The sequence below is a fragment of the Rhodoferax sp. genome (assembly GCF_044236835.1).
Lineage (GTDB): Bacteria > Pseudomonadota > Gammaproteobacteria > Burkholderiales > Burkholderiaceae_C > Allorhodoferax.
The window spans coordinates 1-14036 of the sequence record NZ_JBIIGC010000008.1; the positions used below are offsets into that span (position 1 = coordinate 1).

Annotated in this window: 15 protein-coding genes; 8 read left to right on the top strand and 7 right to left on the bottom strand. The window is 61.8% G+C overall.

Features of this window, described 5'->3' with window-relative positions; genetic code table 11:
• Positions 1-679: 679 nt before the first annotated feature.
• Both ACILRC_RS07125 and ACILRC_RS07130 read left to right on the top strand, forming a co-directional pair.
• The gene (locus tag ACILRC_RS07125; protein WP_395668667.1) at positions 680-1660 is read left to right on the top strand and encodes a fatty acid desaturase; all 981 of its coding nucleotides are present in this window, start codon (positions 680-682) and stop codon (positions 1658-1660) included.
• A 4-nt stretch (positions 1661-1664) separates the two neighbouring features.
• On the top strand, positions 1665-2471 hold the full coding sequence (locus ACILRC_RS07130; protein ID WP_395668668.1) for a phosphate/phosphite/phosphonate ABC transporter substrate-binding protein: 807 nt from the start codon (positions 1665-1667) through the stop codon (positions 2469-2471).
• A 52-nt stretch (positions 2472-2523) separates the two neighbouring features.
• On the opposite strand, the gene ACILRC_RS07135 is transcribed toward ACILRC_RS07130, so the two are convergent.
• Positions 2524-3042 (bottom strand): Rrf2 family transcriptional regulator, encoded by a 519-nt coding sequence (locus ACILRC_RS07135; RefSeq protein WP_395668669.1) that lies wholly within the window; start codon positions 3040-3042, stop codon positions 2524-2526.
• Between the two features lie 104 nt (positions 3043-3146).
• Between ACILRC_RS07135 and nhaR the strand changes: the two genes are divergently transcribed.
• From nhaR to ACILRC_RS07160, 5 genes are all read left to right on the top strand, one after another.
• Positions 3147-4040, top strand: coding sequence for a transcriptional activator NhaR (gene nhaR / locus ACILRC_RS07140; RefSeq protein ID WP_395668670.1), 894 nt, complete (start codon positions 3147-3149; stop codon positions 4038-4040).
• A 208-nt stretch (positions 4041-4248) separates the two neighbouring features.
• Entirely contained in the window at positions 4249-5280 is a 1032-nt protein-coding gene (locus ACILRC_RS07145; RefSeq protein WP_395668671.1) for a sulfate ABC transporter substrate-binding protein, read from the top strand.
• A complete protein-coding gene (gene cysT, locus ACILRC_RS07150; protein ID WP_395668672.1) occupies positions 5281-6111 on the top strand; it encodes a sulfate ABC transporter permease subunit CysT in 831 nt (276 codons plus the stop codon).
• Complete coding sequence (cysW, locus tag ACILRC_RS07155) at positions 6108-7070, top strand: sulfate ABC transporter permease subunit CysW (RefSeq protein WP_395668673.1); 963 nt, start codon at positions 6108-6110, stop codon at positions 7068-7070. The genes cysT and cysW overlap by 4 nt, the downstream gene beginning before the upstream one ends.
• A 28-nt stretch (positions 7071-7098) precedes the next feature.
• Positions 7099-8214: a sulfate/molybdate ABC transporter ATP-binding protein gene (locus ACILRC_RS07160; RefSeq protein ID WP_395668674.1), complete on the top strand. Its 1116-nt coding sequence runs from the start codon at positions 7099-7101 to the stop codon at positions 8212-8214.
• A gap of 15 nt (positions 8215-8229) precedes the next feature.
• Here ACILRC_RS07160 and ACILRC_RS07165 read toward each other — a convergent pair whose 3' ends face one another.
• From ACILRC_RS07165 to ACILRC_RS07185, 5 genes are all read right to left on the bottom strand, one after another.
• Positions 8230-8856, bottom strand: a complete 627-nt coding sequence (locus ACILRC_RS07165; protein ID WP_395668675.1) for a TetR/AcrR family transcriptional regulator — start codon at positions 8854-8856, stop codon at positions 8230-8232.
• A gap of 145 nt (positions 8857-9001) precedes the next feature.
• On the bottom strand, positions 9002-10018 hold the full coding sequence (locus tag ACILRC_RS07170; protein WP_395668676.1) for an ABC transporter substrate-binding protein: 1017 nt from the start codon (positions 10016-10018) through the stop codon (positions 9002-9004).
• Between the two features lie 40 nt (positions 10019-10058).
• A complete protein-coding gene (locus ACILRC_RS07175) occupies positions 10059-11006 on the bottom strand; it encodes an ABC transporter permease (protein ID WP_395668677.1) in 948 nt (315 codons plus the stop codon).
• Positions 11007-11030: 24 nt separating this feature from the next.
• Positions 11031-11963 (bottom strand): ABC transporter permease, encoded by a 933-nt coding sequence (locus ACILRC_RS07180; RefSeq protein WP_395668678.1) that lies wholly within the window; start codon positions 11961-11963, stop codon positions 11031-11033.
• The gene (locus tag ACILRC_RS07185; RefSeq protein ID WP_395668679.1) at positions 11956-12771 is read right to left on the bottom strand and encodes an ABC transporter ATP-binding protein; all 816 of its coding nucleotides are present in this window, start codon (positions 12769-12771) and stop codon (positions 11956-11958) included. Before ACILRC_RS07185 ends, ACILRC_RS07180 begins: the two co-directional genes overlap by 8 nt.
• A 128-nt stretch (positions 12772-12899) precedes the next feature.
• Between ACILRC_RS07185 and ACILRC_RS07190 the strand changes: the two genes are divergently transcribed.
• Positions 12900-13322: a hotdog fold thioesterase gene (locus ACILRC_RS07190; protein ID WP_395668680.1), complete on the top strand. Its 423-nt coding sequence runs from the start codon at positions 12900-12902 to the stop codon at positions 13320-13322.
• Positions 13323-13416: 94 nt separating this feature from the next.
• Here ACILRC_RS07190 and ACILRC_RS07195 read toward each other — a convergent pair whose 3' ends face one another.
• Positions 13417-13998: a cob(I)yrinic acid a,c-diamide adenosyltransferase gene (locus ACILRC_RS07195; RefSeq protein ID WP_395668681.1), complete on the bottom strand. Its 582-nt coding sequence runs from the start codon at positions 13996-13998 to the stop codon at positions 13417-13419.
• Positions 13999-14036 lie beyond the last annotated feature (38 nt).

Sequence of the window (14036 nt, forward strand, 5' to 3'; positions counted from 1 at the left end):
CAATCATGTCCATGGTGATCACCTCTTACATCCCCGCTGAAAGTTTCAGCAGAGCAGTGGAACACCCCTGTCAATTTTCAATCGGCACTTGCCCTTTCAGACTGTCAATTTTCGGTCGGCGGCAACAGGGCTAAGCCCAAGACCATCAAAGGAATGCGTGGTGTTGACCTGGAAGTTCGATACGTTCAGGAGGATGCTGCCAACGTTTCAAAGCGTGAACTCGCAAGGTGGCTTGTAATCCCGAAGTAGGGCGTATGAACCAGCCCGGGGCGGTTCAGTACACATCTTGATTGTTTGGCTGTGCACTGCTGTGGCGTCGTTTACGAGCGCAACCACTTGCGTTACTTTCCATCGTAAATTTGATGGAACACAAAGACCATTGAGTGAACTTCAGCAACACGGAGAGTTGGTTCTCCAAATCGATGCGATAGAGTCCTGTAGGATGTTGGCAACCTATCTGAGAATCAGCAAATAGTCTTTATCAAAATACTTGCAAAGATCGTTGATCTGTATCGCCACTGGTGTGCATCTTTTCTGAGACCCTACAGATGGCGACACCGCACACCAAAACCAAACCACCCACCTCCGCTAGATTTTCAATGCACGTCCACAGAAATTTGCAACCGCCGCCCTCTCAACCGCCACCGATACCACAGCCACTGTTTCGCCCAGCTCCGCCATGACATCGCCCGCCCTTACCGACCGTGACCCCCAGACGAGTGCTGCGCCCGACGGCATTGAATGGCCTACGTGGGTGCTCTGGTTTTCGATTTGGTTTGTCTGGGGCGCTTTGCTGCATTGGTATGCGGAACTGCCCGTCTGGGTCAGCACACCCCTGATGGTGGTGGTGCTCGCGTGGTACTTGAGTTTTCAGCACGAACTCACCCATGGCCACCCCACCCGCAACCCGACCATCAATCGGCTCATCGGTTTGCCGCCGCTGGCGATTTGGTACCCGTTTGACACTTACAAGATCGACCACCTCAAGCACCACGAAGACGCGCACCTGACCGTGCCTGGCGTGGACACCGAGAGCAACTACATCACATCCGAGCAGGCTGCAAACATGGGCGCGGTCGCCCTGTGGCTCTACCGTACACAGCGCACCTTCTTGGGCCGGTTGCTCATTGGCCCGGCCATCGTTATCGTCAGCCTCGCCAGCAAAGCGGCGCGCCAACTGGCCACGGGCCAATGGCAAGAGCTCAAGGTGTGGGCGGTCCACTTGCCTTTAGTGGCGCTGTTGTTGTGGTGCCTTGAGAGCTTTACCAGCGTCTCGGCCTGGACGTATTGCTTCGGCATGGCCTACCCCGCGCTGGGCCTCGTGATGTTGCGCTCTTTGTACGAGCACCGTCCTGGCGCATTGCCAGCGCACCGCACGGTGATCAACGAAGCTGGGTGGTTCTGGCGCTTGCTGTTCTTGAATAACAACTACCACGTGGTGCACCATGCCCACCCCGAACTGGCTTGGTACCGCATCCCTGCTGCCTATGCCGCAGACCGCGCGGGCTACCACGCCCGCAACGCGGGCTTTGTGGTGCCGGGCTATGGCTGGCTGATTCGCAAGTTCGCTTGGCGGATGGTGGACAGCCCGATTTTGAGCAGTTCACAAGAGGCACCCCAGCGCACCCCCAACCCCGGCACATCGGCGGCCAAGCTGTAAGCGCATGGTCGCCGCGCTGCCCATGTATTTCCCCCCTGCGGGGACGGTGGACGCTTTCTGGTCGGCGCTTGCCCAGCGCCTGCGCGATGGGCCTTGGCCATCGCTTGCCGCACCCATCCCTGCGCAGCTGAGTTGGCCCAGCGACTACCACGCCCACTGGGCCGGTGGCGATTTTCTGATCAGCCAAACTTGCGGCTATCCACTCACTACGGCGCTGTTTGACAAAGTACAAGTCGTGGGCGCCTTTGCCTACGAGGTTGCCGGCGCCCAAGGGGTGCTGTGCACCAGCCAGCTCATTTGCCGGCAAGACGACGCCCGCAGCACGCTGGTCGACTTCCAAGGCTGCACCTTGGCATTCAACGCAACCGACTCGCAATCGGGCTACAACGCATTGCGCGCATTGGTGGCCACCAGCAGCGACGCGCGCCCGTTTTTTGGCGCCTCACTGGAGGTCGGCTCCCACGCAAACGCGATTGAAAGTGTGCGCTCTGGCCGCGCAGACCTGGCCGCCATCGACTGCGTCACGCTGGCCTTGTGGCAACAGAGCAATCCGGCGCTGGCACCACAGATTCGGGTATTTGGGCGCACCGCGCCCTATCCTGGGTTGCCGCTGGTGACGGGCTTGGGCACGCCACCTGCGGCGCTGGCTGCCCTGCGCGCGGGCTTGGCCGATGTAGCCAAAGATGCGCGCTTTGCTCGCGTCCGGACGCCTTTGCTGGTGTGCGGTTTTGTGCCGCTCGAACTCACTGACTACGCAAGCTGCCTAGAGATGCGCGCGCAGGCATTGGCGCGCGGCGTCGAGGTGCTCTAGAGTTTTGGAGCGCCGCTGGGTGCGCACGGGCCCCAGCAAGCCAGCCCAATCTTCAGGTGTGCCGCCACACCTGCCCCAGCGCGAACACCGAATTGGGCGCAGTGGGGCGCGGCGGATCGAGTTTGAGCTTTTGCAGGACACCCTTCTTGCTGGCTTTGCGCTCTTGCACCTTGAAGCCCCGGGCACGTTGGTCGTCAGCCAAGCTTTTCAGGGTGATAGTTTTCATGTGCTCGAACAAGGCGCTGTGCAAGGAGTCCCACAAAGCCTGGGTGTTGAGTACGCCCTCGCGTTCGCGCTCATCGGCCGCGTCGCGCGGGTCTTCGATGGCACCGATGATGTCCGCCACGGTGATTTGGTCGCCGCGAAAACCCAGGGTGTAACCTCCGCCGGGGCCACGGGTGCTCTCCACCAGGCCTTGTTGGCGCAGCTTGCTAAACACCTGCTCCAGGTAGGACAACGAAATGCCATGGCGCAAGGCCAGGTCCGACAGAGGCACTGGGTAGGCCTTGTCGCGCAATGCCAAGTCAATCATGGCAGTGATTGCAAAACGTCCACGGGTACTGAGTCGCATAGGAGGTCTCCTTATCGGCGCAATGGCGCCGGGTGGAGACAATGTAGGGATAATGATGCTTCGTGAAAATTCGTATTTAAGAAATTTTTACTTCGAAAATACCGATGAATTTCAAGCACCTGCATTATTTTTGGGTCACCGCCAAAGCCGGCGGCGTGATGCGCGCCGGAGAACAACTGCATACCACGCCCCAGACGCTGTCGGGACAGATCCATTTGTTGGAGGAGTGGTTGGGCCGCAAGCTCTTCAAAAAGCGAGGGCGCAACTTGGAGTTGACCGAAGACGGGCGCATTGCGCTGGCCTACGCAGACCAGATCTTTGCGCTGGGCAGCGAGCTCGAGTCCGCCGTGCGCGCCGCCCGTGGCGGCAGCAAGGTGCTAGAGTTTTCGGTGGGTGTAGCCGACTCGGTGTCCAAGTCGATTGCATACCGGCTGCTGGAGCCCGCGTTGTCGCTGAGCATGCCCGTGCGCATGATCTGCAGCGAGGGCAAGTTCCCCGATTTGCTGGCGCAACTCGCCCTCAACAAGCTCGATTTGGTGATCGCCGACGAGCCGATGTCGCGGCGCCTTAGCGTCAAGGCGTTTAACCATGCGCTGGGCCACACGGCCATGGGCTTTTTTTGCACGCCGGAGCTGCGCAGCACCCTGTTGGGACCATTCCCACAATGCTTGAATGACCAACCCATGCTGATCCAGGGCGCGCACGCGTCCGTCCGTCAGCAACTCGAAGGTTGGCTCACTCGCCACCAAATCCACCCGCGGATCTTGGGCGAGTTCGACGATGGCGCTTTAATGACAGCCTTCGGTCGTGAAGGACGAGGCGTGTTCATGGCGCCGCATGTGCTGGCAGCAGAAACCGTGGCGCAATTCGGTGTGGAGCTGATCGGCCACACCGACGAGCTGCTGGAGGAGTTTTTTGCGGTCACGGTGGAGCGGCGGATCACACACCCTTGCGTGGTAGCCATCACCGATGCGGCGCGGGGACGCCTGTTTGGTTGAGCCTCCAGCGTAAACACCAACGCGCACCACCGTGCGCGTGGACCTCCGTTGCCGCGCCCTTGCATGACCCACTTGCGTGGCGATAGCGCGCGTTGGCATATGCAAACAACCAACAATTCGTTGGCATCGGCGCGCCCGCCCCACACAATCGCCGCCTTTGCCAATGCACCGGGCGCCCCTAGGCGCTGTGCCCTACGTTTTGAGGTCCATGATGTATTCCACCCGCAGCGCCAAGCTGACCATCGCCCGCACGTTCGCAGCCGCAGTGCTTGCAGCCACCACGCTCGCCTGGAGCACAGTTGCCAGTGCGCAGAACACCTTGCTCAACGTGTCCTACGACGTATCGCGCGAGTTCTATAAGGACATCAACGCCGCCTTCATCGCCAGCTACAAAAAGAGCACCGGTAAAGATATCAAGATCGACCAGTCGCACGCCGGCTCCAGCGCCCAGGCACGCGCGGTCAACGACGGGCTAGACGCTGACGTGGTGACCATGAACACCACCGCCGATGTTGACTTTCTGGCCAGCACCGGCGTGGTCGCCAAAGACTGGAACAGGCGCTTCCCGAATAACGCCGCGCCCACCAGCTCGACCATGCTGTTCTTGGTGCGCAATGGCAACCCCAAGGGCATCAAAGACTGGGACGACCTGATCAAGCCCGGCATCCAAGTCATTGTGGTCAACCCCAAAACGGGTGGCAATGGCCGCATGGCCTACCTCGCCGCTTGGGGTTCGGTGCGTAAAAAGGGCGGCACCGACGCCCAAGCTGCAGAGTTCGTGAGCAAGCTTTACAAAAATGTGCCGGTTCTGGCCAAGGGCGGACGCGATGCCACCACCATCTTCCTACAGCGCAACATCGGCGATGTACTGATCACCTTCGAGTCGGAGGTGGTGTCGGTAGACCGAGAATTTGGCGCCGGCAAAGTGGACGCCATCCACCCCAGCAGCTCCATCGTGGCGGAAAACCCGGTGGCGGTGGTGGAACGCACCGTAGCGAAGAAGGGTACGGCGGAACTGGCAAAGGCTTACCTGAATTTCCTCTACACCGAAGAGGCGCAAGAGATTGCCGCGCAACACGCCATCCGTCCGCGCAGCCCTGCGGTGCTCAGGAAGTACGCCAGCACCTTCAAGCCCCTGGCACTGTTCACGGCAGAGGAGTACTTCGGCTCACTGGCACAAGCACAGCAGGTGCACTTCAACGATGGCGGTCAGTTCGACAAGATCTACACCGTGAAGTAAATGGGTACCTCCCGCCGCGTGCTCCCGGGGTTCCGTGTGACCCTGGGTTACACGATTTTTTACCTCTGCTTGATCGTGCTGATTCCACTGTCAGCGCTACTGTTCAAGACCTTCACGCTCACTTGGGAGCAGTTTGTGTTGGCCGTCAGCAGCCCGCGCGTCCTGGCATCGTACCGCCTGACATTTGGTGCGTCGTTCCTGGCAGCCTTGGTCAACGCCGTGTTTGGCTTGCTATTGGCCTGGGTGCTGGTGCGCTACCAATTCCCTGGAAAAAAAATCGTTGACGCCTTGGTGGACCTGCCGTTTGCATTGCCCACTGCGGTGGCCGGCATTTCGCTGACCGCTCTGCTGGCCGGCAACGGTTGGATTGGCAGCTTGTTGGAGCCGCACGGCATTCAATTGGCGTTCAACCCCAATGGCGTGGTCATTGCGCTCATCTTCATCGGCCTGCCCTTCGTAGTGCGTACGGTGCAGCCGGTGCTGGAAGATGCGGAGAAGGAGCTTGAAGAAGCCGCCACCTGCCTGGGTGCCACCCGCTGGCAGACCTTTCGCTACGTCATTTTTCCCAGCATCGCACCAGCCTTACTGACCGGCTTTGCAATGGCCTTCGCGCGCGGCGTGGGCGAGTACGGCTCGGTGATTTTTATTGCCGGCAACATGCCCATGGTGTCGGAGATCACCCCGCTGATCATCATCGGCAAGCTCGAGCAGTACGACTACGCGGGTGCCACCGCCGTGGCCACTGTGATGTTGCTGGCATCCTTTGCCATGCTGCTGGTCATCAACGCACTGCAGTCCTGGCAGCGCAAGCAAACCGGAGCGCAAACATGAGCCGCGCACCAAGCGCCGTCCGTGCGCAAACCGGAACCACCGAACCCGCATGGGTGAAGTGGGCGCTGATCAGCGTGGCCCTGACGTTTGTCGTGCTGTTTTTGGTGTTGCCGCTGGCGGCGGTGTTCACCGAGGCGCTGCGCAAAGGTTCGGATGCCTTTTTGGAAGCGCTCAAGGAGCCCGACGCCTGGAGCGCCATCCGCCTGACGCTCCTGGTGGCGGCGGTGTCGGTGCCCCTCAACCTGGTGTTTGGTGTATGCGCCGCCTGGGCCATTGCCAAGTACGAGTTCCGCGGCAAGGCGTTCTTGACAACCTTGGTAGACCTGCCGTTTTCTGTGTCACCCGTGGTTGCAGGCCTGATCTATGTGCTGGTGTTTGGTGCCCACGGCTGGTTTGGGCCTTGGCTGATGGCGCATGACATCAAGATCGTGTTTGCGGTGCCAGGCATCATTTTGGCGACCGTGTTTGTCACCTTCCCCTTCGTCGCCCGTGAGCTGATCCCGCTGATGCAAGCGCAGGGCACCGAAGAGGAGCAAGCCGCCTTGGTGCTGGGCGCCACCGGCTGGCAGACCTTTTGGCATGTGACGCTGCCCAACATCAAATGGGGCTTGTTGTACGGCGTCATTCTGTGCAACGCCCGCGCCATGGGCGAGTTTGGCGCGGTGTCGGTGGTGTCAGGGCACATCCGCGGCCAAACCAACACCATGCCTTTGCATGTCGAGATTTTGTACAACGAGTACCAGTCGGTGGCGGCGTTTGCCGTGGCGTCGCTGCTGGCGCTCCTGGCCTTGGTCACGCTGGTGGTCAAGCAATGGGTGGAGTGGCGCGCCCGCAGTGAGCAGTCCATGAACGCCTCGCTGCCTCCCGAGCGACCCAGCGGCCTGGTGGCCAGCAGTGCGGGCGCCGCCTTCAGGCCAGAGGGTGCGACCGGCTCGGCATCCGCCGCGCCGCGCCCCTAACGCGCAACCCCACGCAGAGAGACACACCATGAGCATTGCCATCCGCAATATCAGCAAAGAATTCGGTACCTTCAAGGCCCTCAACGACGTCAGTCTGGACATCGACTCGGGCGAACTGGTCGCGCTGCTCGGGCCCTCGGGCTGCGGCAAGACCACGCTGCTGCGCATCATCGCCGGGCTAGAGACTGCCGACCAGGGCAGCATTCTTTTCAGCGGCGAAGACACCACCGACGTGCATGTGCGCGAGCGCAAGGTGGGCTTTGTGTTCCAGCACTACGCGCTGTTTCGCCATATGACGGTGTTTGACAACGTGGCCTTCGGGCTGCGCATGAAGCCACGCGCCACCCGGCCTTCCGACGCCATCATCCAAGACAAGGTACACGAGTTGCTCAACCTCGTGCAGCTCGACTGGCTGGCCGACCGCTACCCCGCGCAGCTCTCGGGTGGTCAGCGCCAACGCATCGCCTTGGCGCGCGCGCTGGCCGTGGAGCCCAAAGTGCTGCTGCTCGACGAACCGTTTGGCGCACTCGATGCCAAGGTGCGCAAAGAGTTGCGCCGCTGGCTGCGCCGACTGCACGACGACTTGCATGTGACCAGCATTTTCGTCACCCATGATCAAGAGGAGGCGCTCGAAGTTGCTGACCGCGTGGTGCTAATGAACAGCGGCAAGGTCGAGCAAATTGGTTCGCCCCAAGAGGTGTGGGACCACCCGGCCAGCCCGTTCGTGTATGGCTTTCTGGGCGATGTGAACCTGTTCCATGGCCGCGCACACGAAGGCGAAATGCAGATTGGCGCGGGCAAGCAAGGTGTGCGCCTGGCCAGCCCCGAACACAGCGCCACCCAGGACAGCAAAGCGTTTGCTTATGTGCGCCCGCACGACCTGGACGTGCGCCGCTACCAAGCTGGCGAGGAGCAACACATCGGCAGCTACCAGCCCCAGCGCGGCATACCCGCCAAGCTGGTGCGCGCCATTGTGGTGGGACCGATCGCGCGCCTGGAGCTGCTGCCCTTGGACACCGCTGCCGCTGGCAGTGGCGACATCATCGAAGCGCAGATGGGCGTGCAGCAGTACACCGAACAAGCCTTCAAAGAGGGTGAGGTCTTGGTACTCACGCCGCGCAAAGCGCGTGTGTTTGTCGCCTGAAACCGTAGGCGTGACTTACAGGCCGCAGCCCCGCAGAATCAGCGACACCACATGCTCGGTGGCGCGGGCGTGGTCGGCGGTGCTAAGCGACTTGCGGCCCAACACCGCACACACCTGCACATCAAAGTCGGCATAGGTTTGGGTTGCGGCCCAGATCGTGAAGAACAGGTGCAAGGCGTCGACTGGGGCCATGCGGCCTGCATTGATCCAGCCCTGCACCACCGCGGCCTTGCCTTCCACCAGCTCGCGCAAATCGGTGGCCAAGAGGGTGCGCACCACCGGCGCGCCATGCAGCAACTCGTTAGCAAACACCTTGGAGCCGTCGGGCCGCTGGGCCGACAGCGCCATCTTGGCGCGGATGTACTGCTCCAGCGCAGCGCGTGGCTCGGCATCGACCGTGATGCCATGCGTGGGCAGCAGCCAATCGTTGAGGATGCGGGCCAGCACAGCGCGGTACAGGTCCTCTTTGCTGCCAAAGTAATAGTGCAAGTTGGCCTTGGGCAAGCCACTGCCCTGCGCAATGGCGGCCATGGTTGCGCCTTTGAGACCGGCGCGGGCAAACACCCTCTCTGCTGCAAAAAGAATCAGGGCCTCGTTCGACTGGCGAATGAGGCCCTTGGAGGCGTCTGGCGCTTTGATCATGCTTCGGGAAGCTCAAGGTTAATGTGCGCCAAGCGACACGGCACGGTGCCTGCATTCGGGTCTCTTGCCAGCAAGGCAAGAGACCCTTTAGCGCCTATGCACACGCGCCTATGCAAAGAAATGCACGGGGCTTACCTCACACGAGTTACTTCTGCGCCGCCTCCCACACCACGTGGGTGTAGGCAGCCTTACCCGGGTCCTTCTTGATGACCGGGTCGCTGCCACCACTCAAGAGGCCCTTGACGGTGCGCTCGTAGGCGGCGGGCTCCAGATAACCCAGCTTCTTGGTGCCAGCATTGGTGATCAGCTTGGCCACGTTTTCCATTTGGCGCTTTTGCACCTTGAGGTTGGAGCTGCCCGAAGTGTCGGCGGCAACCACCGCCTTGGCAGCACCCTCCGGGTCTTTCACTGCATCACTCCAACCCTTGAGCGAGGCCTTAACAAACTTGCCCATGCGGGCCACAAAGGCTGGATCTTTCAGCTTGGACTCCATCACGTACAGGCCGTCTTCCAGCGATGCCACGCCTTCCTTCTCATAGAAGAAGGTCACCAGGTCCGCTTCCTTGACGCCCGCATCGATGATCTGCCAGTACTCGTTGTAGATCATGGTGGAGATGCAGGCCGCCTGGTTTTGCAGCAGAGGATCGACGTTGAAGCCTTGCTTCATGATCTTGATGTCGGTACCGGGCTTGTTGCCCAGCTTGGCCATCCAGTTGAGGAAGGGGTACTCATTGCCACCGTACCAAACGCCCAGGGTCTTACCCTTGAGGTCTTTGGGGCTGGTCACGCCACTGGATTTTTTGCACGTCAGCATCAGGCCAGACTGGTTGAACACCTGGGCGATGTTGACCAAGGGCACACCGGCTTCGCGGGCGGCCAGGGCGTCAGGCATCCAGTTCACCACCACGTCGGCCTGGTTGCCCGCCAGCACCTGCACCGGCGAGATGTCGGGGCCGCCGGGTTTGATGGTGACATCCAAGCCTTCGGCTTTGTAGTAGCCCTTGGCAGCGGCCATGTAGTAGCCGGCAAACTGCGCTTGCGGCACCCATTTGAGTTGCACCGTCACCTTCTCTTGTGCCAACGCACCGGTGGCCACGCCCACGCCGGCCAAAGCCACAGCCAGCGCCACCACGCGTTTGGCGAAATTGGGAGAACGAATCATGAAAAGCTCCTTCAGGTTAAAAGTCAACACACCACACACATCACGCTGAGCGCACCGACGGATGCCAGAACGCCGCGCGCCGCTCCAACTGGACCAGCAACGCATACACCACCGAGCCTGTCACCGCAGCGACCACAATCGCGCCCCACACCAAGGGCATATTCATCTTGGCGGCCTCGGTCGAAATTCGAAAACCCAAGCCCTGGGTTGGCGAACCAAAAAACTCCGCCACGATGGCGCCAATCAGGGCCAATGTGGCGTTGATCTTGAGCGCGCCAAAAACAAATGGCAGTGCAGAGGGTAAGCGCAGCGCCAATAGCGTGCGGCTGTAGCTGGCGGCGTAGCTGTACATCAATTCGCGCTCGAGCTTGCCGGCGGCTTTGAGGCCGGCCAAGGTGGAGACCAGCATCGGAAAAAAGGTCATCAGCACCACCACCGCGGCTTTGGACGGCCACTCAAAGCCAAACCACATCACCGCGATCGGCGCCACACCCACCAGCGGAACCGCGCTGGTCAAAGACGCCACCGGCAGCAGGCCGCGCTGCAAAAAAGGCAGACGATCAATGGCCAGCGCTACCCCAAAACCTAGGGTGCATCCCAGCACCCAGCCCACCAGCACACCCTTGCCCACGGTCTGCACAAAGTCGTCCCACAGCTTGGGCGCATGCATCACCATCGAGTCCAGAATCAGCACCGGCGCCGGCAACAACACACGCGGCACCTCCAGCGCCGTCACCAGCAGTTGCCAAAAGTACACCACCCACAAGCCAAACACCCCAGCCGTTAGCGTGCCCACCCAGCGCGTACCTTCCAGCGCAGCAGTGCGGTGAATGCTCCACAGTGCCAACGCCGCCACGGCCAAGGTGGCCCACCAAAATCCACCGGTCGCAGTGCCTGCGCCCTGTGCAGCAGGAAACTGCAGCAGCGCCGCGGCGCACACCAAGCACGTGCCCAGCAAGGCAGTCGTTCGCAACATCACGCTGCCCATGAAAATGCCCTCATGGCCGGGCCCTCATACGCCACCCCGGTTGCGCAAGACCAAGCGCTCTGCCAGCGACACCGCCGCCGTGAGCAGCAAGCCAAGCAAGGCCGACATCAGCAAGGCCGACCAGATCTGCACCGTCTGACCGTAGTACGAGCCGGTCAGCAGCCTGGCACCCAGCCCCGCCTGCGCGCCCGTAGGAAGCTCGGCCACCATAGCGCCCACCAGCCCCGCCGCTACACCCACCCGCAACGCCGGAAACAAAAACGGTAAGGCCGCGGGCAAGCGCAAGCACCACAGGGTCTGCCAGCGCGAGGCGGCGTAGGTGTGCAGCATTTCCATCTCGATGCGCTCGGGCGAGCGCAAACCTTGCACCATGGCCACCGTGACCGGGAAGAAGCAAAGGTACATCGCGATCACCGCCTTGGGCGCCACCCCGGAAAAGCCCAAGCTACCCAGAATGACCAAGACGATGGGCGCAATCGCCAGCACCGGCACCGTCTGCGAGGCGACGATCCACGGCATGAGCGCGCGGTCCAGCGTACGCGAATGCACCACCAGCACCGACAACAGCAAGCCCAACCCCGTACCCATCGCAAAGCCCAGCAGGGTGGACTGCGCGGTCACCGCCACATGGAAAAGCAAGTTGCGGGGCGACTCCAGCGGCCATTCGGTCAGGCTCTCGTGGATGTCCTGCAGCACCTGGTGCGGCGCGGGCATCAGGGGGCGCTCCATCGCCATGGTTGCCGCAAACAAGTCTTGCGCCGAGTAGCCTGCTTGGGCATCGAGCACCCGCTCAATGGCGCCCGGCGCATTGAGCGCCCAGGCCGCGCCGTACCAAGCAAGCACGGCGCACAGCAGTACCGTCAGCACCGGCAGCGCGTCTTGCTGTACCCGCCGCCACGCAGCACCGCCCCAGGCCGGGCGCGGCGCGGCAAGCGCTGGAGCCAGGGCGTCAGCCATGGTGACCATCCGCCAGGGCCTCGCGCACTTCATGCGCCAAGGCAATGAATTCGGGGGCGTCGCGCAAGCCCAGGTGGCGCGCGTCAGGCAAAGGTGAGTCAATCACCTTGACGATGCGTCCGGGCCGGGGCGACATCACCACAATCTTGGTCGACAGGTACACCGCTTCGGCAATCGAGTGGGTGACAAACAGCACGGTGCGCCGCTCGCGTTGCCACAGTTGTTGGAGCTGCTCGTTGAGCCGGTCTCGGGTGATTTCATCGAGCGCACCGAAGGGCTCGTCCATCATCAAAATCTTGGGCTCGAACGACAGCGCGCGCGCAATCGACACACGCTGCTGCATGCCACCCGAGAGCTGCCAGGGGTACTTGCCTTCAAAGCCTTGAAGGCCCACCCGCTCAAGGTGCTCGCGCGCGACCGACTTGGCCTGGGCCTGCGCCATGCCCTGGATTTGCAGTGGCAGCGTTACGTTGGCCAACACGGTGCGCCACGGGAACAATGCTGGGGCCTGGAAAACATAGCCATAGGCGCGGGCCACGCGGGCGGCATGCGGTGTGACACCGTTGACCAGCACCTCGCCAGCGCTGGTCTTCTCCAAATCGGCCACCACCCGCATCAAAGTGGTTTTGCCACAGCCCGAGGGGCCGATGAGCGCGACGAACTCGCCGTCGGCAATGTCCAGGTCGATATTGCTCAGCGCATGCACCGGACTGTCGGCAGTGGTGTAGACCACACTGGCGTTGCGCACCGAAACGGCAGGGCGCTTGGGCGGCTTGGAATAGGATGCAGTGTCTTCGGTGGTGCTCATGGCCAGGTGCGGATTGCGCGGTTCGCAAGCTAACCAATTGGTCAACTTCCTTGGCGATACTAGCGAGTTCCATGCCAAGGCCACCACTGGGGTTTGTACTGCATCGAAATAACTGAAGGAGCGCAGCCATGTCCATCTGGCAAACCCCTGTGAGCGTAGCCAGCCTCACGCACATGAGCGAGAACACGGCGGTGTCCCATGTCGGTATTGAATTCCTGGAGGTGGGTAGCGACTACCTGGTCGGCCGCATCCCCGTCGATGCGCGCACCCGCCAGCCCTTTGGTTTGCTGCACGGTGGCGTCTCGGTCGTGCTGGCAGAAACACTGGGTTCCTGCGGCGCGGGCTTTAGCTGCACACCGGGCCACCAAGCGGTGGGGCTGGACATCAACGCCAACCACCTCAGAGGCGTTCAAAGCGGCTGGGTCACGGGCACGGCGCGCCCGGTGCACCTGGGCCGCAGCACCCATGTCTGGCAGATAGATTTGCGCAACGACGCCGGTGAACTGTGCTGCGTGTCGCGCCTGACGGTGTCGATCTTGGCGCCGCGCTGAGCCCGCGCGCAGCGCGGGGCACCACCGCCTAATACGCGCCTAACACGTGCCTGATGCGCGACTACTTCACGATGGCTGCTCCACCAAGGTGCAGCTACTGTGGCGATGCTGCTTGGCGCATGCGCTCGCTGCGCCAGTACACATCGTCGCCCACGCTGCCATCCGTGCGGTGGCGGTTGAGCGCGCGGGCCAGCACAAACATTAGGTCGGAGAGGCGGTTGAGGTACTGGCGGGGCGTTTCTTTGAGCGCCTCTTCGTTGCCCAAGGCCACCACCGCCCGCTCAGCGCGCCGGGCCACGGTGCGGCACACATGGGCCAGTGAAGCCGCGCGGTTGCCGGCGGGCAAGATGAACTCCTGCAAAACAGGCAGGGTGGCGTTGTAGTCGGCCAACGCTTGGTCGAGCTGCAGCACCGCCTCGGCCTTGAGCAGTTCGTAACCGGGAATGGAGAGCTCGCCACCCAGATTGAACAGCTGGTGTTGGATTTCTACCAGCACCGCACGGATGCCCGCCGGCATGTCCTCGCACAGCAGTACGCCCATGTGGGAGTTGAGCTCATCCACATCGCCCATGGCGTGCACCCGCAGGCTGTTTTTGGACACCCGCGTGTTGTCGCCCAGCCCGGTCGTGCCAGCGTCACCGGTGCGGGTCGCGATTTGTGTGAGGCGGTTGCCCATGCGTGTCTCCTTGAATCAAAATGGGATTATTCACCCAG

Excerpts from the sequence above, each read along its gene's own strand:
- ACILRC_RS07125 (WP_395668667.1), top strand. The coding sequence starts at position 680 with ATGACATCGCCCGCCCTTACCGACCGTGACCCCCAGACGAGTGCTGCG.
- ACILRC_RS07130 (WP_395668668.1), top strand. The coding sequence starts at position 1,665 with ATGGTCGCCGCGCTGCCCATGTATTTCCCCCCTGCGGGGACGGTGGAC.
- ACILRC_RS07135 (WP_395668669.1), bottom strand. The coding sequence starts at position 3,042 with ATGCGACTCAGTACCCGTGGACGTTTTGCAATCACTGCCATGATTGAC.
- nhaR (WP_395668670.1), top strand. The coding sequence starts at position 3,147 with ATGAATTTCAAGCACCTGCATTATTTTTGGGTCACCGCCAAAGCCGGC.
- ACILRC_RS07145 (WP_395668671.1), top strand. The coding sequence starts at position 4,249 with ATGATGTATTCCACCCGCAGCGCCAAGCTGACCATCGCCCGCACGTTC.
- cysT (WP_395668672.1), top strand. The coding sequence starts at position 5,281 with ATGGGTACCTCCCGCCGCGTGCTCCCGGGGTTCCGTGTGACCCTGGGT.
- cysW (WP_395668673.1), top strand. The coding sequence starts at position 6,108 with ATGAGCCGCGCACCAAGCGCCGTCCGTGCGCAAACCGGAACCACCGAA.
- ACILRC_RS07160 (WP_395668674.1), top strand. The coding sequence starts at position 7,099 with ATGAGCATTGCCATCCGCAATATCAGCAAAGAATTCGGTACCTTCAAG.
- ACILRC_RS07165 (WP_395668675.1), bottom strand. The coding sequence starts at position 8,856 with ATGATCAAAGCGCCAGACGCCTCCAAGGGCCTCATTCGCCAGTCGAAC.
- ACILRC_RS07170 (WP_395668676.1), bottom strand. The coding sequence starts at position 10,018 with ATGATTCGTTCTCCCAATTTCGCCAAACGCGTGGTGGCGCTGGCTGTG.
- ACILRC_RS07175 (WP_395668677.1), bottom strand. The coding sequence starts at position 11,006 with ATGGGCAGCGTGATGTTGCGAACGACTGCCTTGCTGGGCACGTGCTTG.
- ACILRC_RS07180 (WP_395668678.1), bottom strand. The coding sequence starts at position 11,963 with ATGGCTGACGCCCTGGCTCCAGCGCTTGCCGCGCCGCGCCCGGCCTGG.
- ACILRC_RS07185 (WP_395668679.1), bottom strand. The coding sequence starts at position 12,771 with ATGAGCACCACCGAAGACACTGCATCCTATTCCAAGCCGCCCAAGCGC.
- ACILRC_RS07190 (WP_395668680.1), top strand. The coding sequence starts at position 12,900 with ATGTCCATCTGGCAAACCCCTGTGAGCGTAGCCAGCCTCACGCACATG.
- ACILRC_RS07195 (WP_395668681.1), bottom strand. The coding sequence starts at position 13,998 with ATGGGCAACCGCCTCACACAAATCGCGACCCGCACCGGTGACGCTGGC.